Source organism: Flavobacterium cheongpyeongense (assembly GCF_003202435.1).
Lineage (GTDB): Bacteria > Bacteroidota > Bacteroidia > Flavobacteriales > Flavobacteriaceae > Flavobacterium > Flavobacterium cheongpyeongense.
Map to the genome: position 1 here is coordinate 297,516 of NZ_QJHK01000002.1, position 26,107 is coordinate 323,622.

A 26,107-nucleotide genomic window follows, 5' to 3' on the forward strand; every position below is an offset into this window, starting at 1 on the left:
TTTTAATTAATTTTGGTTATATATTTCGATATATTCTTGACAAACACTTTCCCAGGAATGATCAGTAGCCATTCCTCTTTTTATTATTTCTTTAAAATGATCTTTTTCATCATATAATTTTACCGCACGGTTAATCGAGTAACAAACATCTCCAACCGATGACTGGTCGTGGCAAATTCCGTTTCCGTTATCGCCAAAATCAATTACCGTATCACGCAAACCTCCTGTTCTTCTCACTATCGGAACTGTTCCATAGCGTAGCGCATACATCTGGTTTAACCCACAGGGCTCTACTCTTGAAGGCATTAAAATAAAATCTGATCCGGCATAAATCAAATGCGCCAGTTCTTCATTATAACCAATAAAAACATTGTAATTCCCTTTGTAATCGTCTCTTAATTGTAGTAATTGTTCTTCAATATCAGGATTTCCTGATCCTAAAATCAGAATATTAATATTTTCGAAATTCTCAGACAAAGACAACACCGAAGCCTGTGGCAAAAGATCGCCTCCTTTTTCATCGAATAATCTTCCGATAAAACTAAATAAAGGTTTTGCTGGATCTAAATCGAATCGCTCACATAATTTTTCTTTGTTTTTTTGTTTTCCAAAATCAAAGTTATCGATATCATAATGTTCTTCCAGCATTTTATCTGTTGATGGATTCCAAAGTTCGATATCTATTCCGTTTAAAATTCCTTTTGATTTACTTCGGACTTTATTGAATAATGATTCCAGTCCGTTTGCCGAAACATTAATTTCATCCAGATAACTCGGTGAAACTGTGGTGACAGCATCGGCACATTTTATCCCAACAGCTAATGAATTCAGAGCGTTATCCCACTCCAGAAATCCGGCATGGCGCACATCAAACTCCGGAATATAATGCATTTTATCATGACTAAACCATCCCTGATACAATCCATTATGGATCGTAATTACAGTCCTTATACCACTTAAAGCTTCATATTTATAACAGAATTGAAGCATAAACGGAATTAATCCTGCGTGATGGTCGTGACAGTTGATGACATCCGGAATTGTATTTTCTGCTAAAATCCAGTCTAAAGTGGCGATTTGAAAAGATAAAAAGCGTTCAATATCATCTTCATAACCGTATACATTTGGCCTGTCAAACAGCTGTTTTATTTCAATCAGGTATAATTCATATCCTAATTTATCTGTAGCTTCTTTTAATACATTAAATGGAAACTCAAAATTTCCTAATACAACATTGCCGGCATATACCGTTTCAAAGACATTCTCGGCTTTAAATTTGGTATCATAACAGGGAACTACTACCCTGACTTCATTACCTGCATTTTTTTGATATTTTGGTAATGCCCCAACAACATCGGCCAAACCGCCTACTTTTGCCATTGGGTAACATTCTGCACTAATATGAACTATTTTCATTTAAGATTATTATTTATTAAGTTGGCACTAACCCCAATTAGTATGTAAATTCTATTATTTTTGGTACTTTTATGTTTTTTAAATTTAGGAAAAAATATGTTAATTTTAACTTCAGAATAAAAATTATCATTATGCCAAAAAAAACACCAAATCCTACAAAATCCCTAAAAATCCCATTATTTATTATCTTTTCTGTTAAATTATGTGCACTTATTTCCCGTAAACTGGTTACTTTATATACAGCGAAACTTTTTACGACGCCTATAAAACATAAAATTCCGAAAAGAGAATTAAAAATGGATTCTGAAAGCATCTGTAAAACGATTCGTATTCCGGCAATTGATAAGGATATTATGGTTTATGAGTATGGAAAAAGCAATAAAAAAATCTTACTGGTTCACGGCTGGTCAGGACGAGGAACACAATTATTTAAAATTGCCGATTCACTTATAGAAAGCCAGTATTCAATTGTAAGCTTTGACGCACCTGCCCACGGAAAATCAGCAGGAAAATCAAGTATTATGTCTGAATTTATTGAGTCTGTTTTAGAAATTGAAAAACAGTACGGGCCTTTTGAAATTGCTATTGGGCATTCGCTGGGCGGAATGTCTGTTTTGAATGCACTTAAAAATGGTTTGAGGGTTAAAAAAGCAGTTGTGATTGGGAGCGGCGATATTGTACAGGATATTTTGGCTGAATTTGTTTCTAAATTGAGATTAAAACCTGAAATTAGTGTTCGTTTACGTGATTATTTTGAAAAAAAATACCAGGTAAAAATGGATGATTTTTCGGCATACAGAGCGGCAAGAGAAGTAGAAATTCCTGTTTTGGTAATTCATGACAAAAATGATCCTGAAGTACCTGTCAAGGCCGGAATTCATATTCATGATAACCTTCAAAAAGGCAGTTTATACCTAACTGAAGGTTTAGGACACCGCAAAATTTTAGGAAATCATGAGGTAATCAAAAAAATAACTGAATTCATAATTAGCTAAAAATGGATTTATTTGAAGAAACAAAAGACTGGGCGAATGATTTAAAGCCTATTTTAAAGAAATATAAAGGTAAAAAACATCCTCTTGATTATGAAAATACATATCAGTTACTGGTGATGGTTGTATTATCGGCTCAGGATTCTGACGCCAATATCAACAAAATCGCTCCTGCTCTCTTTACTAAATTTCCAACTTTAAAAAGTTTATCAAAAGCTGATGCTGAAACTTTTATGCCTTATGTCAGCAAGGTTCGTAATCATGCAACGAAAACAAACTGGCTTTTAGAAATTGCCAAAACGATTCAAAATGATCAAAACATCCCGTTAACCCTGAATGGACTGACCGCATTAAAAGGTTTGGGAAGAAAATCGGCCAATGTTATTTTAAGAGAAGCACACCAGCCAGCCGAAGGAATTATTACCGATTTACATGTAATACGTGTCGCTCCCAGACTCGGAATTGCAAAGGAAAGCAAAGATGGCAACAAAGTCGAAAAACAATTGATGGAAGTTTTACCCCAAAAAATCTGGTCTGAAACTGGCATGGCAATTTCTTTCCTGGGAAGGGAAATCTGCCGGCCACAGCCCAAATGCGAAGAATGTCCTTTGAATCGTATTTGTTATTATTATTTACATCTTAGAAAAGGAATTTGATTAACCTGTATCTTTACATAAAAAATTATGATTCCTTTATTTTGCTTTTTGAATTTAATATCGTAATATTGCAATATAAAGATTAAAAAATGGGTGCAACTAAAACAGAACATTTTACAGATAAGCAAAACCAAATAGCTACCATCGCAAAAGCATTGGGACATCCTGCCCGAATTGCTATAATCGAATATTTGCTAAAAGTAAATACTTGCATCTGTGGCGACATAGTAAACGAACTGCCTCTGGCTCAACCCACTGTTTCCCAACATTTGAAAGAACTAAAAAACGCAGGACTCATCAAAGGAAACATTGAAGGAAATTCGATTTGTTATTGTATCGACGAAAAAACATTTGATACCTTAAAGGAATACTTTTCTAAAATTATCCTGACTGTTACAAATCAAAAATGCTGTTAATATGGAAACTGCTTTTGTTATCTGTACAATATTATTACTCTTATATTCAGCATTAGCGTTGTTTGATGGAGTGTATTTACATCTTTATAAATATCGTTTGCATGAAAATAAAGAGAGTAAATTTGAACATCTCATACATACTATAAGAGCCTTTTTATTTTCAGGTATTCTTTATACATTGTTCATTAGCATCGAAAATAACAAACTATTTTTTATAGGCGTGCTATTTATTTTTCTTGACATTTTTATAATGACCATCGATGCATATGTAGAAAAAGACAGTCGGAAATTTATGGGTGGTCTACCTCGCTGGGAGTATATTATACATCTTTTGGTAAATGGTTTTCATTTTGCCGGTCTTGCTGTATTTTTAGTCCTTAAAATCAATCTTACAAAAGAAGGCATGATGAGCTTGCAAAATAATTTTCAGGAATTTGAAAGTTATAGTCTTTTTAAAATAATTGCTCTAAATATCTTACCTGGTTCAATTTTAATAGGCTTACTACATGTTTTAGTTTATATACCTGGATTCAATTTTTACTTTAGAAAAATCCAACTTAAGTGTTGTTAAAAAACTTTTTTTTTGCAACAAAATCGCAATATTGCAATAAACAATTAAATAAAAAAGATTATGAAACTTTCAGAAATTAAAACCATTTTAGAAACTGTAGAAACAGTAAATTTTCAGTTACCAAACGGAAACTTCGTGCCAGAACATTTTCATGTTACCGAAGTGGGTTTCATTACCAAAAACTTCATCGATTGTGGCGGAACCGTACGCAAAGAAACAGTTGTAAACTTTCAGCTTTGGGATGCTAATGATTTTGAACATCGCTTAAAACCAAACAAACTCAATCATATTATAGCACTTTCTGAAAAAGTCTTAGGCATTGGAGATTTTGAAATCGAGGTCGAATATCAGGACAGCACCATTGGAAAATACGATTTAGGATTCAACGGAAAAGACTTTTTACTGCTAAACAAACAAACGGCCTGTCTTGCCCAGGATCAATGCGGAATTCCATCTGAAAAACCAAAAATAAAATTATCACAATTACCTGCTGATAACGCTAATTCATGCACTCCAGGTGGTAAATGCTGTTAAACCTTACTCTTAAATTGATATGTTAAATAAACAACCATTATTTACTGATATTGAAAAGATTGTTCAATTATTTCATAATGAAGAAATTCCATCAGGACGCAAAACTATTCTACAACCGCTTATCAATTTTATTCAGTTGAAAGTTGAAAGTCAGAAAGAAATACGGCTCAATTTTATTTGTACCCACAATTCCAGAAGAAGCCATCTGTCGCAAATTTGGGCACAAACTGCCGCTCATTATTACGGAATAAAAAACGTTTACTGCTATTCTGGCGGCACCGAAGCTACAGCTATGTTTCCGAAAGTTGCCGAAACTTTACAAAATAGCGGATTTAAGATTCAAAAACTTTCTGAGGATACGAATCCGGTTTATGCCGTAAAATTTGCTAAAAATCAATCTCCTGTTATCTGTTTTTCTAAAAAATATGATGCCAATTTTAATCCTGAAAGCAATTTTGCTGCAATCATGACCTGTTCACAGGCTGATAATGGCTGTCCGTTTATTGCAGGAGCCGAAAAAAGGATTCCGATTATGTTTGACGATCCAAAAGCTTTTGATAACACCCCGCAGCAAACCGAGAAATATCACGAACGCAGTTTACAAATTGCTAGTGAACTATTTTATGTTTTTTCACAAATAAAAAAATAATATGGCTTTAAATCATTGTTCACCTGCATCAGAAAGGAAAAAACTGGGATTTCTGGACCGGTTTCTAACCTTATGGATTTTTCTTGCCATGCTTTTAGGTATTGCTATCGGTTATTTTATGCCGTCAAGCAGCAGTTTTATTAATTCTTTTTCTAACGGAACTACCAATATCCCGCTGGCAATTGGACTCATCCTAATGATGTATCCGCCTTTGGCAAAAGTGCGTTACGAAAAGATGGGTACTGTTTTTAAAAACCTAAAAGTTTTAGGAGCTTCTTTATTTTTAAATTGGATTGTTGGTCCAGTATTAATGTTTGTACTGGCAATTCTATTTTTAAAAGGCTACCCGGAATATATGATTGGTTTGATCCTGATTGGGCTGGCCCGCTGTATTGCCATGGTGGTGGTCTGGAATGACCTTGCAGACGGAAACCGTGAATATGCGGCAGGATTAATCGCTTTGAATAGTATTTTTCAGATTTTACTTTATAGCGTTTATGCTTATCTTTTCATCACTATCCTGCCACCCTATTTTGGCTATAACGGTTTTGAGGTACATATAAGCATTGGGCAAATTGCAGAAAGCGTTGGAATTTATTTAGGAATTCCGTTTGCACTTGGCATCATAAGCCGTTATAGTTTGATAAAACTGAAAGGAGAAGAATGGTTTCAGAATAAATATGTTGCTATGATCTCCCCGCTTACCTTAATTGCTTTACTGTTTACGATCGTAATCATGTTTAGTCTCAAAGGTGAATTAATCGTTCAAATTCCGATGGATGTGGTTCGGATTGCAATTCCTTTGATAATTTACTTTGTGGTCATGTTTGTCATCAGTTTTTTTATCGGAAAATATTTTGGTGCTGATTATTCAAAAAGTACTGCGATTGCTTTTACCGCCACAGGAAACAATTTTGAATTAGCAATTGCGGTTGCTATTGGAGTTTTCGGAATCAATAGCGGACAAGCTTTTACCGGTGTCATTGGTCCTTTGGTGGAAGTACCGGCTTTGATTGCACTGGTAAATGTGGCTTTTTGGTTTAGAAAAAAATATTTTTCTTAAAAACGTACACTTTTTCAATAATCCTGTTCATAAATCAGATGCCGTAATCCTAAGTGAAACGGCATCCTTTTTTCTGGTTTCTTTATCCAAAAAAAGATATAACACAAATTAGGAAACATCCGTTGTTGTTCTTATCATTTAAAAAAGTCCATACATATTAAGGCCGCTTCTTTATTTATTCTGCAACAGCATAAACAAAAAAAGAAAACAAGTATTTTATACATCTTTACAACGTTTTTTTAACGATGTAAAGCTCTATTTTGTTGTTTCGTTGCACAATACTGATTTATCAGTATTATTCCAATAAGCCAAGTTTGGTTGCAAAAATCACAGCTTCCATCGAGTTGTTTGCCTCTAATTTTGCTAAAAATCTTTGCCTGTGTGTGTTTACAGTATGAATGCTTATCGAAAGTATTTCAGAGATTTCTTTACTTAATAAGCCTTGTTTTACTAATTGCAGGATTTCCTTTTCTCTTGTGGTAAGCTCAATTTGCGGTTTAGCATTCGCATCATTTAGCGGAATGCTCTTAGCTGTTCTAAAATTCAATAATTGACTTTTTACACCATCAAAGTTTTCTTGGTTTGGCGAAAAGTCTACTATACTAATAGATAGCCATACATTTCCGAAAGGATCTAATTCTAAAGCTTGATGCTGCTCAATTAGTCTAACATATTCATTTTGAATATTTAATACTCTATACTCGTTGATGAGCTTATAATTTTTTTTCTCATCTGTAGAAAAATTATTAAACAATTTAAGAGCCGTAATTCCGTTTTTAAAAAGTGTAAGTTTGTCATTTGGATGAATTTTATCATCTAGAAAATCCTGTCCATGCGTCTTTATAGTTTCTAAATTGTAGCCCAGAAGTTCCGCAAAGTTTAAAGAATAGAACAAATGTTCTTTTCTGTTCAAGTCAAAAATACTCACACCGGAATTACCAATTTTGGATAATAGGATAGCATTATGAATATGTTTGTCGACAATAGCATAATCTAAACTTTTTTCGTCAAATGTTGTAGCCTGTAGCAGTGTAAAATAAATTTGTTGAATATCTTGATGGTCTGTCATTGTTCGTTTTAGGTTTTCAATTTAGTATAACATGCTATTTTGGTTTTTTAATTGTGCAACAAGCACTGTTGTTAGGTGCTGGTTTGTTTTGTGTCCTCATTAATTCAGTTTACTTTTCTTTATGTCTTGTAAAATCTCATTGGTCACAAGCACTAATTTTTCTTCAATTTGCCTTGTTAGTTTATCCAAGTCGTTAAAGTCTGGTTTTTCAATTAAAGTAGTTTCAAGTATAGCGTATTGAGGTCTTGTCATTCTGTGTTTATTCCACTTTGTCGATTTAAAATACTCCCAATACTTTTCTTGAAGCGGAATGGTGTGCCCTAAAAGCCAAATTTCGAACTGCATTTTTGAATGGTTTAATACCAGTCCCATTTTTAACTTGCGTTGTTTCAAAAAATCGTTGGTGTAATAGAAGTAGGTATAGTCCATATACCCTTGAAAAAGGCTTCCGAATGAATATTGCTCAGAAAGATTTTTGGATAATGTTGTCCCAAGTCTTGTTACATATTTAACAAGTCCAACGTAGGCTTCTTGAATATCTCCTTTATTGAGTTGCTCTTTGTATTTGTCAACGTAATGATTGAAGTCTTTCACTTTTAATAATTTTGTTTTACTAGTAAAATTCCCTTCTAATAATTTTGATTTATCAAATTATACAAGGTTTAATGTGTTGATTTTCAATATTCAAGTTGTTTAAAAAAATGGATTGCAAGTTAGATTTAGTCTTTTTTTAGTTGTGCGACAGGGACCCTTTTTAGCAGTTCGTTGTTTTCTGTCAATGTTTTTTTATTATTTATTGTCTTCAAACCATTTTACAATAGAAGGCATATTTCTCTCAAAGCCACCAGGAATAAAAAAGTTAAGAAACCCGCATATCTCATTTGTTCTGTTTGCAAAATCGTGAACAGTTTTGGCAGGTATTCTTAAAAAAGTTCCTTGCTCAATGTCAACCCATTTATCGCCAACAAGTATGGATGTAGTGCCTTCAATGCCGTAAAAAACTTCATCATTGTCTTCGTGTTGGTGAGCACCTGACCCGTCTGAGTTTGGTTCAAGCCACCACTCTGAAATGCTATATTTGTTTGCGGTTTCGTTCTCGTCTGCCTTGAAAACTGCGGTCATCGTCCCACAGTTGTAAACTCTTCCTTCTCCTGCTTTAAGAAAAAGTGTGTCCGTTTCTTTATGTTTATGCTCCATAATTCAATATTACTACTTTCGTTTTTTGTGGTGTTGCTCTACAATGAACGCTAACATTCTAGTGCCTAGCGAGGTTGTAAACTTAGGAACTAATTACTTTATTTCATCCATTCGGCTTTGAGCCTCAGGTCTGTTAAAGATAACATTTCTTGCAAAACGTAAACGTGAATTTATTACAAAATTCGCAATCTTGCCAAACGCCTGTGCTTGTTGTAGGCAGTATTATATTTGTTTTCTATATTTTAAGAAATCATATAAACAAATTAATTTTCGAACTTGTGTTTTTAAATCCTCTGTTTTCAGATTTTTATTTTTTAAATAATTTAACAGCTCATCTGAATTTATATTTTCAATATCAAGCATTGGGATATAAATCATTGCATGTTCTTCTGTTTCCCCAGCGATTAAATTGTTTACAGAATTATATTTTTGATTTATACTTTCCTTTTTTGACAAGTATTGACTTACAGGATGAAAATCCTCTATTTTAATAGCATTAATTTTATCGATTAAGGCTGGTGATAATTCATTTGTTTCGTCGTTAATAGGAATATTACCATTTTCATCTAATAAATTAGCTAATCTTAAATATTTAAAATAAGGTAGATATTTTCCTTGAATCGTGGGTAATGCAGCCTTACATAAAGCACCATGATCTATTTGTAAATCTTGATTTATGACATCCAATAGTAAATCTCGTGAACTCACACCTTTAATACCTAATGAGGAAAGATTTTCTTTAATTCCAAAACCATAAACAAATTGAACTTTTTCTATATCTAATAACCCAATATTCGTTTCATCTGCCAAATACACTTTACTTTTAGATTTTGTATTTTTCACAAAATCATAAACCATATGTTTCATATGTCGTAAAATTTTTATCGGTAACTTTCTATTATTGTTGGCTAAAATTTTATATACATCTTCTAAACTTTTATATCTAATTCTTTTAATAGGAAGATTAAGTTCATTAATTAAATAATTTCCATCATTTATTGTTGTTTCAGTTACTGACTCATCTCTTTCGCAAAAAATTAGTCGGTCTTTTAGCTTTTCTATAGTTTGCTTATCTAAAATTTTAATTATTGAATTAAGGATTGAATGAATATTAGTGTCGCCTATATTATATCCTAAAAATATAATTGGATGTTCCATAAAAATGGTAAGCAGTTTTGCAGCTAAATAGGGATTTTTCAAATGAAATTGTTCATAGTCTTTACTGGTAACAACTAAACTATTTGGGCTGGAAACGCATCCATGAATTTTGTAAATTTCTCCTATGTCTATAGAATTATTGAAAATTAATTTATCTTGTCCAATAAATGTGTTGAATTCAGGAAATGTTTTTTCCAGTAACAAGTCCCAATTAGTGGTGATAATTCCTTCTACATTTATTTTTTTTAAAAGACGATATTCTTTTTCCATTTCAGCATTTATGATGCCTTCATTTTTTGATAAATATTGGCATATTTCGTACTTTAATGGACTTTCCGGGTCTTTAACGTGCTGTTCAAATGAAGCTCTACTATCAATAAATCTATCATCTTTCCACCAATCTTCAAATAAATCATTTGCCATTAAACTTGCTACAGTGGTTAAATCGTTTGATGATTTTGAATTATAATAATGAAAGTTTGATTTTAATTTCAATTCCGAGCATACTTTAGACAAAAGTGTTCCCCAACCTTCAGTGTTAATATAACGAGAAGAAAGTCCAGAGCCAATAAACATAAATGGCGCAGTATTAAATTTTTTTAAATGTGATTCAAACTCTGTTTCAAAACTCATATTTGTTCTTTTTTAACGGATGGTTGTTAAATATTGCCTACAACACCCAAATTTAGGCCACTCTAACCTATTTTGCGCAATGTGTGTTCTTCAATTAAATTAATACAGAAAAGGAATTTACTTCGCTTTTCGTTTGTTTTAGCCAATATACTAAATAAAAAAACACCCTACTTACGGAAAACCGTAAAATGGTGTTTTAGTAACAAGTTTTAAAATATTTAGATGGAATTATTCGATTGCGAAATCTGTGTATAATTTAGTTTATATTTTTCAATGATTGAAAATCAGTGTTTGTTGTTGCTTTTGTGACTTCAATTGTTGCTGCATTGCTTTTTATTTAACTCAGTCAATCGGGAAAACTTCAAAATCGGTATATTCTTTCCAATGATTAATCCATAAATCAAAGAGTTCTGGATTATTGGTTTCCATAAGCTGAAAACAAATATTTTGCTCCTTATTGACCCAGGAATTTAAATAGTAAAGCCCTTCGGGAAGCATTCTGCCTTTTCTATTCCATAATTCATTATTCTTTTCGAAACAATTCGGTTTGAACTTTTCAACAACCATATATTTTTTCATATTTTTTTAAAAGGGTTGCCAAACGGCGATTAGCGGTTCGTTGTTTTTATACTTTTGTAATAACGGTTAATTACTCCATAATATCGATAATGAATTGAAATAAATTATCTGGATTTTCAGCAATACGATTACACAAGTATAGGTACCATTCTTTTCCATAAACAATATACTGTCGACACGGATGACCTTCTTGTTGAAGCCCTTTTAATAGATCTTCCTGTATTCCATAAAGCATTTCAAATTCATAATTTGTTTTTGGGATATTGTATTTATCTATTAATTGCTTTACACTATTTTGAATCTTGTCGTGATGTGTAGCAATAGAACATTTGCGTTTTTCTAATAAAAGCTTTTCAACAATATTAATGTATTGCTTGTCTAAATTTTCTCCTCGACTCAATGAATGCCCTTCTGGTGTAGCAAAAGCACCTTTTACAACTCTAATTTTCCCTTGGGTTTCTCTTAAAATTCGTTCTAAATCATCTAAAGTTCTATGTAAATATGCCTGAATTGTGATTCCTATATTTGGATAAATTGGCGAAATCTCACAAAAAATATCTAGAATTTTATCGGTTCTTTCTACTCCTTCTGCACTAATGATTAGTTCTATAGTGCTGTTTTTAGTAGCATCAGCTAATACTTTAAAATTGTCAAGTGCTAATTGCTTGTCGATTTCTAATCCAATATGGGATAAATCTAATGAAACTATTGCATTCAGTTTCTCTTTTTTTATTGTATCAATTATTTTTATAAATTCTTGTGTTACTTCTTTGGATTCGTTGATGGAGTGAACACTTTCTCCCATAAATTCTATAGAAGTTTGAAATTGTTCAGAATTTGATTTTTTAACAGTTCGGATAGTTTCCTCTAAGTTTTCGCCTCCAATGTATCTTTTTGCTCCTTTTAAAAGTAATTTAAACAAAATTGGATTTTGAAGTAAATAGTGTTTTGCGGTTTCATTTAATGCAGCGTTTTTTAGCGCTTTACTCGCATCAATTTTTAATTTATCCATGTCTAGTAATTGAGATTATATTTTTTTAAAAATTCGCCATTTTCTCGATACTTTTAGTCGCACTCGCAAAGGCAGTTCTTACCTGTTAATCATTTAATCCCATAAACATCTAATTGTGAGTCTGTCAATTTTTCAACATACAACTTTTTGTCAGACAAAATTAATTTCCCATATCCCACGCCATCTTTATTATTATTGATTCCCAAAACTTTTGGCTCTTGGTTTACAATTTTTAAGTCTTTAGAATAGAGCTTATTACTGGATTCTAGTGTATAGTAAATAATATTATCCTTGATATCAAATCCTCTAATTTTACTTTCTTTTTCTTGCTTAGGAACTGTGTAAACAAGTGAAGATTCTTCTGATGGCTTATTTAAATCAAATTTTCGAATCTCATCAAAAGATGAAAAATACAAGAATTGACCTACCATTCTCAAATTTTCAGGTACAATGTAGTCACCTGTGGCGATTAATTGATGGGTAGTTGATGGATTAAATTCGTAAAAATTATTAAGAGCCGAATAGGCATCAATGCTTGATGTATAATATAATTTACCTGAATTTTTACACAATTGTGATCTAGAAGTTCCTCTGATAGGATAGGTAGCTTTTACTCCTTTAGAAATAGAGTTCAAATCGACTTGTTTGATATCGTCAGAAATAGTCCAACCATAAAGACCTTGATAATATAAATTGTTGCCAATTACTTTTAGTGTATTAGGCCAGTGTTCATCATCTTCAATTATAAACTCTGCTGTGTTTGCATCTGAGTTAAGGTTAATTCTGTAAATACCGATTTTATGAATAAAATAAAGATATCCATTCTCAACATCAAGGTCATTAATTGTAGCAGGAGAACTTACTGAAGAAGAAAAGTCAATGGTTTTAATATAACTCTTTGGTTCCTCAGGCTTTGGTTCCTCAAGCTTTGGTAAATCTGAGTCGTCAGTTGTATTGCAACTGAATAATAAGAAAAACAAAGAAAGTAATGTTAATGCAGTCTTTTTCATAGTTGTACTATTTGTTTTATTGTTGTTTTAGTTTAATTTGTAATGTTCGCAGTAATATTCATTTTAGCAGGTTTAACTAAATCGTTTATCGCATCGTGTCCAGTAAATTTTGTATAAAAAACAGCTGTAGTTTTGTATGTGCCAACTGGTAAATTACCTATAACTCGAACACTTACGTTATCACTTTGATTAGGTAGACTATTTCCAATAAAAAACATATTCGAAGTGATAAGGTTTGAGGTTGTATTTGGTATTAAATTTTCATAGGTAGTCCCTGATTGAAGGTTTAATTTATGGTTTCCCACATTTTTCCAAGTGGTAATTCCTGCAATAAATGTAGAAGAACTTGAGGCAGTTATATTAGTTGTAATAGCTGCATTTGCAAATTCTACGGGGTCTTTCACATCAACAAATACATCAACCCATTTTAACCTGTTATTTACATTGTCTCTTAAAACAATTATAAAACTTTTTGGGTAAGCAAAATCAAAACTGGTTGGTACAATTGGATATGGAGTATTCACATCTGAGAGCGGGATGGAAGAGTCTTGGGTATAGAATACTTCTTCTGCATCAAATGTGGCAGTTGGTACTAAACTTGAAAAATTAGTCCCTTTAGGTACAAATAGATAAATGGCTTGGCTACTATTCGCATCGTTAAAACGTCTTTCAATAGTTACATCATTAGGCAATTGCGGATTTTTACTTTTTTCAAATTTAAAATCAACGACTGTTAATGTAGATGGTGTTGGTGTTACTTCTTTTTTAATATTTACTGTGTAATGTAATAATTCTTGCGAATTATCCAACACATTTACAATAGTATGTACGTGATTTTGTGTTTCATAATTCAGCATTGTACTGTTACCTGGTAGAATAGCAAATTTGCTTAGGTTTAATTCATTTGATGTAATGGAAGAAGCAATTCCGTTCAAAGAAACAGTGTTGGGTACAACAATATCAATCTTCCCAAATACCGTTTCTTTATTATTTACAATACTGGGTTGTGTAATATTGATTGAAACGGGCGTAATGCCAAATAATCGGAAGTTATTCAGTTTAGCATCTTCAAGATTAATTGAATTTTGATTCGGATTCGGATTGACACTATCATCTTTGCTACAGCCTATAAAGATTGCAGTAATTGTCAGAAGGATTAGAGCAGTTATTGTTCTTGTTTTTATCATTTTATTAGATATTAATTTACTGTTCGTTGTTCTTTTTTTCGGTTAGTGTTTTTTAACTTTTTGAATACAATAAGAGGTGATATTTTGAATTTGATTATTATCATCAAAATCATATACATTACAAGCTGAAACAAATACAAATCACTGGTTATCAATTTAAAAGACAAAACTTCTGCAACATATAAACTAAGTTATTTTTTTATAAATTTAGTCGTATGACCTTCTTCTAATTCCATAAAATACACTCCATTATTCAGGCTTTGAACATCTATTTTTTCATTATTAGAAACAGTGCCATTAGACACTTTAGCTCCCGAAATACTAAATATATTATAGCTTACTGTTTGTGATAAACCAGAAACAGAGATAAAATCTTTAGTTGGATTGGGAAATACTAGTATGCTCTTGTCTAATAAATAAGACTTTGTACTTAAAACGGGATTAAAAGAAGAAAAATCTTCCCATATATAGGCTTTTTTATAGTCATCAACGTTACCCGGAGAAGAAACATTTAACGCAACATTTTTTAAATTAATATTTAAAAAAACTAAGTTATCTATAATTAAAGGACTTGCCCAGCCAACATTTACTGACTTCAATGCTGTACAGTTTTTAAAAGCATAAGGACTAATACTTGTAACCGAATTTGGAATACTTAAAGACGTCAGGCCAGTACAATCTGTAAAAGCAAAATAACCAATACTCGTAACCGAATCTGGAATACTTACAGACGTTAATCCTGTGCAATTAGAAAAACTATCATGACCAATACTTGTAACCGAATTTGGAATACTTACAGACGTTAACCCTGAACAATAAGCAAAAGCATTATTACCAATACTTGTAACCGAATTCGGAATACTTACAGACGTTAACTTTGAACAATAACCAAAAGTAAAAATACCAATTTTTGTAAGAGAATTTGAAATATTTACAGACTTCAATGCTGTACAGTTTTGAAAAGCATTATGACCCATACTTGTAACCGAATTTGGAATACTCAAAGACGTTAATCCTCGACAAGAAGCAAAAGCGCCATCACCAATACTTGTAACCGAATTTGGAATACTTAAAGCAGTTAGTCCCGGACAATCAATAAAAGCCCCATTACCAATACTTGTAACCGAATTTGGAATACTTACAGACGTTAATCCTGTACAATTAGAAAAAGTGCCAGCCTCAATACTTGTAAGAGAATTAGGGATATTTAAAGAGGTTAATCCTTTACATTTAGAAAAAGCATAATCGCCAATAAATGTAACCGAATTTGGAATACTTACAGACGTTAATCCTGAACAATCTATAAAAGCATTATGACCAATACTTGTAACCGAATTTGGAATACTTACAGACGTTAATCCTGTGCATTTAGAAAAAGCAAAATCGCCAATACTTATAACCGAATTTGGAATACTTAAAGAAGTTAGTCCCGAACAATTAATGAAAGCATTACCACTAATACTTGTAACCGAATTTGGAATACTTAGAGACATTAATCCTGTGCAATTAGCAAAAGCGCCAGCACTAATACTTGTAACCGAATTTGGAATACTCAGAGACGTTAATCCTGTACATCTAATAAAAGCAAAATCGTCAATATTTGTAACCGAATTTGGAATACTTAAAGAAGTTAGTCCCGAACAATCTATAAAAGCATTAGCACCAATACTTGTAACAGTATACTGAATACCCGCATTAGTAATAGTACTGGGAATATTTAAAATCCCTGTTGGCTTAGAATCGTATCCGCTTATACTTGCAGTTGATCCAGATAATATAGTATATTTTAAGTTGTTGACTGTAAAGGTTTGTGCACTAGCTAAAGTAGTCATTAGTATTACTAGTAAACTTAATAACTTAAAGGGGGCTTTTTTTTTCATAAAATGGATGTTATTTTTTTTAAATTACAAGTCTTATATCCTAAAAAAATCATTATGAATAGTGATTTTTTACTTTTCATAGTTAACTTTTTTAACTTGAATTATTTTTCTTGTACCTTCTATTGTAAAGGTTTAGTTTTTAGATTTTCCCGGCACTTTCTGCCATTCGTTTTGTCGGGTTAATACGTTAATTCATTCAGCAGAATATCACAACTACTGAATCAACAACGTATTATCCTATCCATGTATTAATTATTGAAGTAAAACCCATTTGGTCGCACACCTACAGTTAATACTTTTTGCAAAGTTCCAGTTAAATTATACACATAAGCTTTACTGTCTAACTTATAATCTCCACCATCTGCCAAATAAATACGATTATTATTAACAGCAAATCCATAAAAAGCCTCTGTAGGAGCTGTTAGAATTGGTGTAGTTGTTGCCTGTGTCACATTAGTATTTATGGCGTAAACCGAATTTTTTACAGTGTAGTAAATTTTATCGTCATAAATATCCATAAAGCTAGCTTCGCTTAAAGCTTCAGGGAATGTGATTCTAGAAATAGTATTGTCTGCTATTTTTACTTTTACTATTTTGTTTTTGCTTTTTTGGAAATAATTGTTTGTTAAAATATATATAATTCCATCTTTTTCCTCCATAGAAAGTGCATCAGTATATGCTTCGGATGTAATTACTATTGGCGTTTCTAAAGATTTTGTGGCAATATCTACAACAAATAACAATAAATTTAAATTGTCATTATTGTTTATAAACTCCGTCATATATAATTTACCATCCTTTTCAATAATTCTGTCTGCTGATGCATTCAAATCAATTTTAGATTCATATTTATTTGTGGCTAAATCAATAACAGCAATATAATCATCTGTATCATCATTATCCCAAGCGCCTCCCCAGCCAACATATTTATTAGAATTGATCACATAAGCCTTACCATCTTTTACTACTCCATATCTAGGTTGTTTAAGACCTGTGTCAATTTTAGCTATTAATTTAAATGTATATCTATTAACAACAGTTATAACATCTGATGCTCCGGCAATAATATAAGCATTGTCGCCGTTAAAAAAGATACTTGTAGCATCCTTTCCAAGCAAATCACTTCCATTTTCTGCAGTATAGGCATCTTTTGTAAAAACCCCAAAATCATTACTAGAGAATGATACTGTTCCCTGACCTGCACCTCCTTCATTTAGGATGAAAAATCCATTGGAATAATCTCCATTTGCGGTGTTTTTTTTGTTATCAACTTCATTTTTAACGTCATTTTCAACTTCATTTGAACACGAGATAAATAACGAAATACCAAACGCTATTAAAAGTAAATTGCTAATTTTCATAATATTGAAATTTTAAAATTAAATACATATTGAAATTTCGACCTGATATAGGTCTGTTTTTTGGGCTTTCATAATTTTCATTGAAAACATTTAAAACCTGAAAGTCCAGTTTAAAAGAATCTAAGAGCTTAAAATCATAATCGATTCCTTGATTGGAAACGGTATAATCATTTACGATTTCATCTGGTTTATTATCAGCTCTGGTGTAAACAAAACCATTATATAAAAATTGATGACAAGGTGTTATTCTATTTCTGGAATAAGAAACTGAGGCAGTAACCTTATCATAAGGAATAAAAAAAAGCTGGTTTCCGGTTGCTAAATCTTCAGACACTGAGTCGTTTTTAATTATGGTTCCTTTTTTCTGCTGTTACCATAAACAATGAATATTGTCTTTTCAAAACTACAAATCTTGAATACTAAAAAAATCATTATATATAGTGATTTTTTATTTCACATATTTAGCTTATAAAACAGAAAGCTTTTTAGTAGAGCCTTTGATAATTTTAAACAATAGCTTAAAAACCAATGTCTTATAGAGTCTTAGAAGTCTTTTTTATGTAAAGACTACCGCTTTGGTTAGTCAAGTTTCAGTTTTCTAATTGTAACACCAATCACAATTAGCCAAACAATCCAAAGTGTACTACCCAAAAAACCTGCCATGCCTGCTACTGCAATAGTAGGTATCACTGTTGCAAAAAGTTCTGTTTGTGCAAGTAGATAAATAATTGATGCAATATACCCCAGCCAAATTGTCCATTTAGGAAAAAGCTGGATTTGAGCAAAAGCCGATGTCATCATTATTGTCCAGGCAATGGTAAATAATTGCCCGATATGTTCCCCTAAAACGACACCACCGTATTGATGAACAACTTGAAAAACGACTTTGCTGGCTTCTTTTGTCATTTCGTTTCCTGTTACAAAATTGTTGGCTAAAACAGGCACTACAAAAGTCCAGCGCAATAAGCCAATCATTTGCACGAATAGACCAATAACGCCCAGAGTAGTTGCCCAACGGATAAAATAAAATTTCGGTTCTAATTTTTGTCCAATTAAAACAACAGCTTCTAAAAGTGGTAATCCCAAAATAGCAAAAGCCCACCAAGTCCATACTAACCGATTGCCACCTCCGTGAAATTTTGTCAAAATGATCCCTGTTTCTTGTCGAAGAATATTGGGATAATCAAAAATTATGGTCAAAAATGTGTAGGGGACCAGTACGCCTATTGCACCAACAATGAATAAAATACCAATTGTCTTTTCAGTTTTCATAGCTCATTAGAATTGGAATGAATAACTAATACTTGGTGTAGGATTTATTTTTAGGTCTTCGCCTTGTGCGGTAAGGGCAATGACACCCAGACGGAGATTGAGCCCTTTCCAGACATACCAACGAAAGCCTGTTTCAACCGCAAAGGCATCTTTGTCGTTATAATCCCTTGTTAATCCACGCAAGTAAGAAGCCCCGGCATAAAATGAAGAGGGTATTTCGTTATGACCAACAGGTAAAAACCAATAGGTTACACCTGTTTTTAAAAATTCGGTTGTAACGCCGCTTGTAAAATTGGTTACATAATACCCTCCGTGAACAGATAAATGGTTTTGTTGGTATTCCAATCCAATGGATGGATTTCTAAAACCATTAATACTAATTTGATGCTTAGGGAATTTGCCTTGAGCGAAGGCCATACTTGTTAGAAAAAGTATTGAAGGTAAAAGAAGGTTTTTTTGCATAACGTAAATTGTTTTTGATTACGTTGCAAAGGTCATTCAAACTTGAACCAACCAACAGGACAAATGTCTAAAAGTGATTTGCTGTTAAATTTTATTTCGTAATCGGCTTAAATGCCTTGGTGTGATCCCCAATATTGACGCAATATATTGTAAGGGTACTTGTTGTAATAATTCAGGTTCTTCTTTGAGTAATTTTTCATAACGCTGTTCAGCCGTCAATATAATAAGATCAAACTTTGATTTATCAATACAGCATATTTGCCATTCCATAAGTTGGATGTAAAAGTCTTTAAATTTTGGAATTTGATTTTGCAATGCCACTACATCTGATTTGTCAATAAGCCAAAGTTTTGCAGGTGTCAAAGCTCTTATACTTTCTCTTGCTGGCGATTCGGTCAGATAAGTTAAAAGTGAAGTAACAAACGTATTTGGTAAAGAAATATAGGTGGTTCTTTCTTCGCCTTGTTCGGTGACAGAAAAGTATTGAAACAGCCCCGTTTCAATAAAACCCATTTGCAAAGAAGTTTTGCCTTCTTCCACAAAACAGTCGCCTTTGTCAAATAATTTTGGCTGGAAGCAACCGGTGATTTTATCAGTTGCTATAGTGTCAAAACCAACGCTCTGAAAATACATTTTTAATTTTTCCATATACTATTTTGTGTCACTCTAAAATGACCTATAATGTTGGGATACTATTACAGGTTTGGGACTAAAATAAGATTTATTTTTCGGTTATCGCTAAATTTCCAAATACAAAACTATTTTCAAATTAAGTCAAATCAATAACCTAAATCTATCTTTACGATAATCTCAAATGTACTTCGAAGTTTAATTTAAGGGTAAGACGGCTTATGTTGAAAAGCGATTGCCCCCTTTAAACTTGCAACACAAAAAAAGAGACGAAATAGCCTCTTTAAATTCTGATTACCCGTTATTGTTTGTTCTGATTTCGGTATGCCTTATTTCACCGCCTGTTGTTCCTGTCTCTTTACCGAAATAGATAACTACAAATGCAAAAACCAATATTAAAACATTCGTAATGTTTGCAAATGTTTTTTGTTTAATGCCTGCCCAAAGTCCAAACAATGAAATTCCGCCTAAGATATGACTCATAATTGAGAATAGTTCTGCCGACTCTTCGTGTCTTTCAATATAATTTTCTGCAACTCCGCTACTGTTTTCAACCACTTCCTCAGCACCTTCCCCGCTTGTCATAGCTGCAATAGAGGTCAGAGAACCTATAATGAAAATTAAGAAAGCCGTTCGTTTTACTGCATCTGATTTAAAAACCAAACCTGTAATCATAATGATAACCCCCACTATCGGGAAAATGATGGGTAAATGATTTACCACCAGATGAAAATGTGCTGCGTTCATATTATTTAAGCTTAAAGATTATATATTAACACCAAAAATATATCCAACCAAGGCAGATAAACCCATAGCAATTGTTCCCCAAATTACAATTCTTACAATTGCTTTACTTATACTTGAACCACCTGTTCTTGCAGAAATTGCTCCAAGGATAATAAGTGATAAAATTGTAAAACCATATAAGAAATATTCCATACTTGAAACAGGTGCAAAAAGCGTCACCAAAAGTGGCAGCAATCCACCCACTGTAAATGCTGTACCTGAGGCAAAAGCAGCCTGTATAGGGTTTGCCTGACTAATTTCATTAATCCCTAATTCATCTCGAATATGTGTTCCCAAAGCGTCTGCTTCTGTTAATTCTTTTGCAACCTGTAAAGCTGTTTCTTTTTTAAGCCCACGTTTTTCATAAATCTCTGCAAGTATTTTTAATTCTGCTTCGGGCATTGTTTGAAGTTCTAACTTTTCTCTTTCAATATCTGCTTCTTCAATGTCTGTTTGAGAACTAACTGAAACATATTCACCGGCTGCCATAGATAATGCACCTGCTACAAGGCCAGCAATAGTCGCTAATAGAATAGGATCTCTTGTTATGCTTGCTGTTGCCACACCAATTGCAAGGCTTGAAATAGAAATAATACCATCATTTGCTCCTAAAACGGCAGCTCTGAGCCAATTACTTCGATGAATATAGTGGCTGTCTAAATAATTGTCAATTGTTATCATTTTATGATTGTTAAGTCTGTCTTTTAAAATTACTTTCGTCAGCCTTTGAAAAAAAATCTGTTGCATTTTAAACAAATATAACAAAACCATATGTCATAACACGATTTTTCGTCATATTTAAACATACTCGATATCATCAAAATTCCACACTAATATCTGAAAATAAGCCGTTTAAAAAAAACAAAATTATTCTTAACAATCCCGATCGTTTCATTGAAGCCGCCTCTTGAAATTCTTATGAGCCAGTCTCGAAAAACCTGTAAAGAAGCAGAATAAAGTAATCTAACTCAACACGAGTTCCTTTTTTGGCTCTGCGACCCTACACAAAACTCTGGCTGTTGTGTGGGTGGCATTTTTTAGTTTATAAATTCAAATTTTCCATCAACAAACATTGAAGTCCTTTTGCCCCGTTGACTTTTTTCGTCTGCAAAACTCCAAAATGCTTTAACCGTTCCTGCTTTTGTATCTATGATTTGACTTACCGTCCAACCGTCCTTTTCTATCCAATTTAGAAAGTGTAAGTTGTCTGTAAGTTTTTTGTAATACATTTTTTCATACCCCTCAACAACTATTCCTTCTTTGCTAGTTGTTTTCCAGTGTAAAGTACTGTCATTTAAATAGTTTACCTCTGCTATCATTTCAGGAAATGTAATTTTCCCCTTTTTTCCAACTAATAATTGTTGTAATTCAGTTAGTCTTTCGGTGTTCTGAGTTTGCAAATTGGTTTCTTGCTTTGAATTATTACATGAAGTAATTATCAATGAAATAGCGATAAAATAAAATAATGTTTTCATTCTATATTTTCTAAGTTTTTACTAGGGTGCTAAAGGTTATTTATTTATTGTTAGCGTTTATATGTTTTGTCAATTTTATTGCTTTTTCGGGGCAAGCCTGAACACAAAGCCCACAAGAATGACATTGATCTGGATTGATAACGTAAGCTTTTTGTTTAAAGAAAAACGTTTTGATTTGTCCTTTTAAATTAAGTTTTTCTTTATCTTCTTTAGTAATGGGGTGCATTTCAAAAACATTATAGGGACATACTACAACACAGTCTTTTTTTCCGCCACAACTATTAAAATTTACTACTGGGTATACCTTTCCTGCTTCCTCTTTACAATGATTATTTAATTCTTTTTTTACCATTTTCTATACCGATTTTAAACAAATTAAATTTCCTGTCGGGTCATTTAACCAAAAGCTGTCATTTTCTTTTTTAGCATTCGGAAATTTTGTAATTACACTTTCCAATTTTTCTTTTGACTGAAATACTAGATTGAAATAGTATAACCCTGCATTTTCTTTTGATGCTGTTGGTTTATTTTTTCCATGCCAGGTATTCATTGCAATACGATGTTTGAAGTTACTTTCCATCCCTACATCTGCATAATTAAATTGTGGTATATGGTTGAATTGCGAAAAACCTAATTGTTTGTAAAATTCATTAGTAGTTTCAAGGTTGGAAACATAAAAATGAAAATGCCCTATTTTAGTGTCCTGATGAACAATACCTTCTACATTTTTATTGTCTAATTCGCTTAGAACCAAATCGAGGTCTAATACATCAGACGGACTATGCAGTTTTCCGTTTGTATCTTCTACCCATAAGCCATTTTCTGTTAAAATACGTTTGTATCTTTCTGGGGTTTCTAAGGTAAATTCAATGGTTATTCCGTCAGGATCAGCCAAATAAACGGATTTTGACATTGTATGGTCTGTTGGTGAAAACTGATAATTGTTATTAATCAGCCGTTGTACCATTCTTGAAAATTCTTTTTTGTTTGGGGCATGTATTGCTACGTGGTACAAACCGCTATAACCGTTCATAAATGGTTTGTTCGCTTTTTGATGCACCACAATTAGTGTTTTATCTTCTGTACCCAATTCCGCTGTGTTTTCAGTAGTATTTCTTAGTTTTAAGCCAGCAATAGTAGTCCAGAAAGAGATAGATTTTTCTAGTTTGGTATTATTTAAATGAACCGCACCAAATGAGGCGAAATCAACGGTATCGTTTGTAAAAAGGTTTTCCATTTGTGTATCAAATGGAAAACCTTTGGTTGATGCTACTATTGACATTCCAATAATGTTTTTAATGAATTGTTTTCTTTTCATTTATAAAATAAATGTTAGTTTTTGGGTAAAATTGGTGCTTTTTTTGTTCTGCCCCAAGCTACGAAAGCTGCTAAAATCAAGAAGAAAATATTCATCCCAATCAATGATGCTTCACCTCTTGAAATATGAAAAATTGAAGCTAAAATCATTAATGCAATTGTACCATAAGCAGCAAAAATAGTTAAGCGGGGTTGCATTCTAAATGCTGTTGGCAAAATAATGCCTAATCCACCTAATAAATCGATAAGACCTGTGAATTTCAATAGATCAGGGTTGTCTTTTGCCCAAGGCAACATTTTTGCAGTTTCTTCAATCGGTAGAAGTAATTTTGCATATGCGCCCCAAATTAATGTTAATGAAATTAGTGCTTGCGCTACCCATAATGTAATGTTTAGCCACTTTGGTGAAGTCGAATTTGTCATTTTGCTATTTTTTTAAAATTGATAATGCAAAGATCCTAATACGAATTCTTTCAGAAAGATGATGTAAATCAAAAAAAAACGTTGATTTAGATCAACATTTTTTAGATAAGAACGTTATTTCTTTGAAGAGTTGCTACGAATGCGACTAATTGTCTCTTTGGTCATCCCTAAATAAGAGGCAATGATATGTTTTGGAAACCGCTGAAAAAATTCAGGATAGGTGTTTTGCAACTCATCTAACTTTTGCTCAGCCGTAAATGTTTGAGAAGAATGCAGTCGCTTCATCAATTGAAAAGATTGTCTTTCTGTCAATGATTGATTTAATTCAGAATAAAAAGAAAGTTTACTAAGTATATTCACAAAATCGTCTTTTGTAATTACTAACAATTCGGAGTCCTCGTATGCGTCAATATAATAAGGTGTTGGCGTGCCTATCATAAAACTTTCCTTATCACCAGCCCACCAATTTTCGATATAGAGTTCCAAAATATTTTCTTTCCCAGAATTGTCTATTGTATACTTTTTTAAAGCACCTTTTACAACAAATGCTGCAATTTTGCATACCTCTCCACTTTGAATTAAGTATTGATGTTTACGCAACTTCTTTGTATGAAAAACTTCCGAAAGTAAACTAATGTCGCTTTCAGTTAGTTTGTTGTTAATTTTACTGTTTATATGTTGTATCAGTATGTCTATCATTTTTGAATGCCTGCTGTTAAAGTTGCCACTAATGTCAGTTTGTCTCAAAACCGCCGTATTTATCGTTTTGAGCGTAAATATAATTGATTTAAACTGTAAAAAAATAACTTCCTGTGAAAAGTAGTCTGGTACGCTGACCTAAAACAGAGCGGTAAAAGCCTATAAAATGAGTTGTATAAACACGAAAAAACAATGCCAGTGCGTACGTGCCCCACACAGTCGGTGGTGTACTCAGGTTTTTATTGGTTTTCGTGAATATAAATATTTGAGAGCCTTACTCTTTTCCTTTTGGGGCGGAACTGTCTACTCTATTGGTGGCTGTATTTTTAAGTTTTTCATAGCAAAAAACATTAAAGTTATCAAGCCTTTTTTAAGTCATTAATTTTTTTTAAAAGAAGAATAAGCGTCGTGCATCCAAGTAAGGGAGTAGCCAAAACAGCAGTCCAGAATCCACCTAAATTATAAAGGAAAAAAATCGGTGCCCAAACACTCATATATTCAACTGTTCCCTTTTCCAAACTTTTCAAGTCTATGTATGTCCAAACTGATAAGATAAAAAATGCAGGTATTCCAATTAAAAGGATTTTTTTGTAATATGATATTTTTTCAGTTGTTGAAGCATCTGTAGAAGGTGCGAAAACTCTATCTTCTTCTCTTGTGATTTTTAGTTCTCTAAAACACAAGTAAGATTTGTATGATAATAACAAAAGCAAAGCAAGTCCAAAAACAAGTCCGAATTGGTCAATCTCTTGAAATGCAAAAATTATTAAAAGTGCAAAAATCGCTATGTTATAGCTCCAACCACGAATAAGTAAATATCGCCTTTTGTCCATTTTTTATCTTGTTAGGTTAAATTTTCATTTAAGGTGTTACAAATATAGCCACCAACGTCAGTTTGTCTTAAAACCTATGTTTATTGTTATTTTTGAGCAAATATAGTTGTATAAACACGAAAAAAAATGCCAGTGCGTACGTGCCCCATACACTCGGTGGTGTACTCAGGTTTTTATTGGTTTTCGTGAATATAAATATTTGAGAGGCGCACTCTATTCTATTTGGGGTGGAGTCGTCTACTCGATTAGCAACAGTTAACATTAGCACCCACATGAGTAACTTAGGATTATTTTATCTTTCAACTCTTTAATTTCAAGATAACAACCTGCATCACCATCTTCTTTTGGTTGATAATTCGTTTTCGATTTATTCCACTTGCTATAATCATTTTTAAAAAACCATTCAATGAATTTAATAACATCGTTTTTTGAATAATTTGGAAATATAATTTCTGCTTCAGTACCAGCCTCAGAACATGAATTTTTTTTCAATTTAATTCCCGTTTTAAATTGATATTCTTTTGCGCAAACATCTTTTGAGTCATTAAATCTTTTTAAGATGTGTTCGGATTTCTTTCCAAGATATTTTGTAAAATATTTCTCTTCGAAATCGCCTGAGTATATGGTTCTCTCAATAAATGACTTTGTAGGAATCGGCAATTTATTTATCTGCCCTGATAAAATTAGACAGCGAAATAATAGAATTATGGCTATTAATGCAGTTTTTTTCATGAATTGGTAATGTTTTTGTAATACACGCAGTTTTGGACTAAATTAATCCAATTATTCGGATTTGCCACAATAGAGGAAGTAAATTATACCAAATG

Annotated in this window: 31 protein-coding genes; 7 read left to right on the top strand and 24 right to left on the bottom strand. The window is 32.5% G+C overall.

Annotated features, from left to right (window positions below; translation table 11 throughout):
- Window positions 1–6 precede the first annotated feature (6 nt).
- Window positions 7–1,416: a glycogen synthase gene (locus DMB65_RS03230; protein ID WP_110305228.1), complete on the bottom strand. Its 1,410-nt coding sequence runs from the start codon at window positions 1,414–1,416 to the stop codon at window positions 7–9.
- Window positions 1,417–1,547: 131 nt separating this feature from the next.
- Between DMB65_RS03230 and DMB65_RS03235 the strand changes: the two genes are divergently transcribed.
- The 7 genes from DMB65_RS03235 (at window position 1,548) to arsB (ending at window position 6,297) form a co-directional block, all read left to right on the top strand.
- Complete coding sequence (locus DMB65_RS03235; protein ID WP_110305229.1) at window positions 1,548–2,411, top strand: alpha/beta fold hydrolase; 864 nt, start codon at window positions 1,548–1,550, stop codon at window positions 2,409–2,411.
- Between the two features lie 2 nt (window positions 2,412–2,413).
- Entirely contained in the window at window positions 2,414–3,064 is a 651-nt protein-coding gene (locus DMB65_RS03240; RefSeq protein WP_110305230.1) for an endonuclease III domain-containing protein, read from the top strand.
- A gap of 89 nt (window positions 3,065–3,153) precedes the next feature.
- Window positions 3,154–3,480, top strand: coding sequence for an ArsR/SmtB family transcription factor (locus DMB65_RS03245; protein ID WP_110305231.1), 327 nt, complete (start codon window positions 3,154–3,156; stop codon window positions 3,478–3,480).
- A gap of 1 nt (window position 3,481) precedes the next feature.
- On the top strand, window positions 3,482–4,051 hold the full coding sequence (locus tag DMB65_RS03250) for a hypothetical protein (RefSeq protein ID WP_110305232.1): 570 nt from the start codon (window positions 3,482–3,484) through the stop codon (window positions 4,049–4,051).
- A gap of 60 nt (window positions 4,052–4,111) precedes the next feature.
- Entirely contained in the window at window positions 4,112–4,585 is a 474-nt protein-coding gene (locus DMB65_RS03255) for a DUF6428 family protein (RefSeq protein ID WP_110305233.1), read from the top strand.
- Between the two features lie 19 nt (window positions 4,586–4,604).
- Entirely contained in the window at window positions 4,605–5,234 is a 630-nt protein-coding gene (locus DMB65_RS03260) for an arsenate-mycothiol transferase ArsC (RefSeq protein WP_110305234.1), read from the top strand.
- Between the two features lies 1 nt (window position 5,235).
- Window positions 5,236–6,297, top strand: coding sequence for an ACR3 family arsenite efflux transporter (gene arsB / locus DMB65_RS03265; RefSeq protein ID WP_110305235.1), 1,062 nt, complete (start codon window positions 5,236–5,238; stop codon window positions 6,295–6,297).
- A gap of 295 nt (window positions 6,298–6,592) precedes the next feature.
- Here the strand turns inward: arsB and DMB65_RS03270 are convergent, their stop codons facing one another.
- From DMB65_RS03270 to DMB65_RS03380, 23 genes are all read right to left on the bottom strand, one after another.
- Entirely contained in the window at window positions 6,593–7,366 is a 774-nt protein-coding gene (locus tag DMB65_RS03270) for a response regulator transcription factor (RefSeq protein WP_110305236.1), read from the bottom strand.
- Between the two features lie 99 nt (window positions 7,367–7,465).
- Window positions 7,466–7,960: a DUF7000 family protein gene (locus tag DMB65_RS03275; protein WP_110305237.1), complete on the bottom strand. Its 495-nt coding sequence runs from the start codon at window positions 7,958–7,960 to the stop codon at window positions 7,466–7,468.
- A gap of 195 nt (window positions 7,961–8,155) precedes the next feature.
- Complete coding sequence (locus DMB65_RS03280; RefSeq protein WP_110305238.1) at window positions 8,156–8,563, bottom strand: cupin domain-containing protein; 408 nt, start codon at window positions 8,561–8,563, stop codon at window positions 8,156–8,158.
- A gap of 222 nt (window positions 8,564–8,785) precedes the next feature.
- A complete protein-coding gene (locus tag DMB65_RS03285) occupies window positions 8,786–10,354 on the bottom strand; it encodes an SIR2 family protein (protein WP_110305239.1) in 1,569 nt (522 codons plus the stop codon).
- Between the two features lie 342 nt (window positions 10,355–10,696).
- Window positions 10,697–10,933: a DUF3303 domain-containing protein gene (locus DMB65_RS03290; RefSeq protein ID WP_110305240.1), complete on the bottom strand. Its 237-nt coding sequence runs from the start codon at window positions 10,931–10,933 to the stop codon at window positions 10,697–10,699.
- 70 nt (window positions 10,934–11,003) lie between these two features.
- Entirely contained in the window at window positions 11,004–11,945 is a 942-nt protein-coding gene (locus tag DMB65_RS03295) for a proline dehydrogenase family protein (protein WP_110305241.1), read from the bottom strand.
- An 89-nt stretch (window positions 11,946–12,034) separates the two neighbouring features.
- The gene (locus tag DMB65_RS03300; RefSeq protein ID WP_110305242.1) at window positions 12,035–12,955 is read right to left on the bottom strand and encodes a hypothetical protein; all 921 of its coding nucleotides are present in this window, start codon (window positions 12,953–12,955) and stop codon (window positions 12,035–12,037) included.
- A 32-nt stretch (window positions 12,956–12,987) separates the two neighbouring features.
- On the bottom strand, window positions 12,988–14,142 hold the full coding sequence (locus DMB65_RS03305; RefSeq protein ID WP_110305243.1) for a hypothetical protein: 1,155 nt from the start codon (window positions 14,140–14,142) through the stop codon (window positions 12,988–12,990).
- Between the two features lie 191 nt (window positions 14,143–14,333).
- Window positions 14,334–16,022, bottom strand: coding sequence for a leucine-rich repeat domain-containing protein (locus tag DMB65_RS03310; RefSeq protein WP_110305244.1), 1,689 nt, complete (start codon window positions 16,020–16,022; stop codon window positions 14,334–14,336).
- 248 nt (window positions 16,023–16,270) lie between these two features.
- The gene (locus DMB65_RS03315) at window positions 16,271–17,383 is read right to left on the bottom strand and encodes a YncE family protein (protein ID WP_110305245.1); all 1,113 of its coding nucleotides are present in this window, start codon (window positions 17,381–17,383) and stop codon (window positions 16,271–16,273) included.
- Complete coding sequence (locus DMB65_RS03320) at window positions 17,373–17,717, bottom strand: hypothetical protein (protein WP_196239567.1); 345 nt, start codon at window positions 17,715–17,717, stop codon at window positions 17,373–17,375. Before DMB65_RS03320 ends, DMB65_RS03315 begins: the two co-directional genes overlap by 11 nt.
- 245 nt (window positions 17,718–17,962) lie before the next feature.
- The gene (locus tag DMB65_RS03325) at window positions 17,963–18,655 is read right to left on the bottom strand and encodes a DUF4386 domain-containing protein (protein WP_110305246.1); all 693 of its coding nucleotides are present in this window, start codon (window positions 18,653–18,655) and stop codon (window positions 17,963–17,965) included.
- Window positions 18,656–18,661: 6 nt separating this feature from the next.
- Entirely contained in the window at window positions 18,662–19,117 is a 456-nt protein-coding gene (locus DMB65_RS03330; protein ID WP_110305247.1) for a hypothetical protein, read from the bottom strand.
- Between the two features lie 84 nt (window positions 19,118–19,201).
- On the bottom strand, window positions 19,202–19,765 hold the full coding sequence (locus tag DMB65_RS03335; RefSeq protein WP_110305248.1) for a Crp/Fnr family transcriptional regulator: 564 nt from the start codon (window positions 19,763–19,765) through the stop codon (window positions 19,202–19,204).
- 276 nt (window positions 19,766–20,041) lie between these two features.
- A complete protein-coding gene (locus tag DMB65_RS03340) occupies window positions 20,042–20,494 on the bottom strand; it encodes a hypothetical protein (RefSeq protein ID WP_110305249.1) in 453 nt (150 codons plus the stop codon).
- A gap of 18 nt (window positions 20,495–20,512) precedes the next feature.
- The gene (locus tag DMB65_RS03345) at window positions 20,513–21,214 is read right to left on the bottom strand and encodes a VIT1/CCC1 transporter family protein (protein WP_110305414.1); all 702 of its coding nucleotides are present in this window, start codon (window positions 21,212–21,214) and stop codon (window positions 20,513–20,515) included.
- A gap of 356 nt (window positions 21,215–21,570) precedes the next feature.
- The gene (locus DMB65_RS03350; protein WP_230470589.1) at window positions 21,571–22,008 is read right to left on the bottom strand and encodes a MoaF-related domain-containing protein; all 438 of its coding nucleotides are present in this window, start codon (window positions 22,006–22,008) and stop codon (window positions 21,571–21,573) included.
- Window positions 22,009–22,048: 40 nt separating this feature from the next.
- Window positions 22,049–22,360: a 4Fe-4S dicluster domain-containing protein gene (locus DMB65_RS03355; RefSeq protein ID WP_110305250.1), complete on the bottom strand. Its 312-nt coding sequence runs from the start codon at window positions 22,358–22,360 to the stop codon at window positions 22,049–22,051.
- A gap of 3 nt (window positions 22,361–22,363) precedes the next feature.
- Window positions 22,364–23,290 (bottom strand): VOC family protein, encoded by a 927-nt coding sequence (locus DMB65_RS03360; protein ID WP_165834847.1) that lies wholly within the window; start codon window positions 23,288–23,290, stop codon window positions 22,364–22,366.
- Window positions 23,291–23,340: 50 nt separating this feature from the next.
- The gene (locus DMB65_RS03365; protein ID WP_110305252.1) at window positions 23,341–23,748 is read right to left on the bottom strand and encodes a DoxX family protein; all 408 of its coding nucleotides are present in this window, start codon (window positions 23,746–23,748) and stop codon (window positions 23,341–23,343) included.
- Window positions 23,749–23,862: 114 nt separating this feature from the next.
- Window positions 23,863–24,447 carry a Crp/Fnr family transcriptional regulator gene (locus tag DMB65_RS03370; protein WP_110305253.1) on the bottom strand — a complete coding sequence of 195 codons (585 nt, stop codon included), beginning with the start codon at window positions 24,445–24,447 and terminating at the stop codon, window positions 23,863–23,865.
- A gap of 359 nt (window positions 24,448–24,806) precedes the next feature.
- Window positions 24,807–25,280 carry a hypothetical protein gene (locus DMB65_RS03375; RefSeq protein ID WP_110305254.1) on the bottom strand — a complete coding sequence of 158 codons (474 nt, stop codon included), beginning with the start codon at window positions 25,278–25,280 and terminating at the stop codon, window positions 24,807–24,809.
- 261 nt (window positions 25,281–25,541) lie between these two features.
- On the bottom strand, window positions 25,542–26,012 hold the full coding sequence (locus DMB65_RS03380; protein WP_110305255.1) for a hypothetical protein: 471 nt from the start codon (window positions 26,010–26,012) through the stop codon (window positions 25,542–25,544).
- Between the last annotated feature and the right edge of the window lie 95 nt (window positions 26,013–26,107).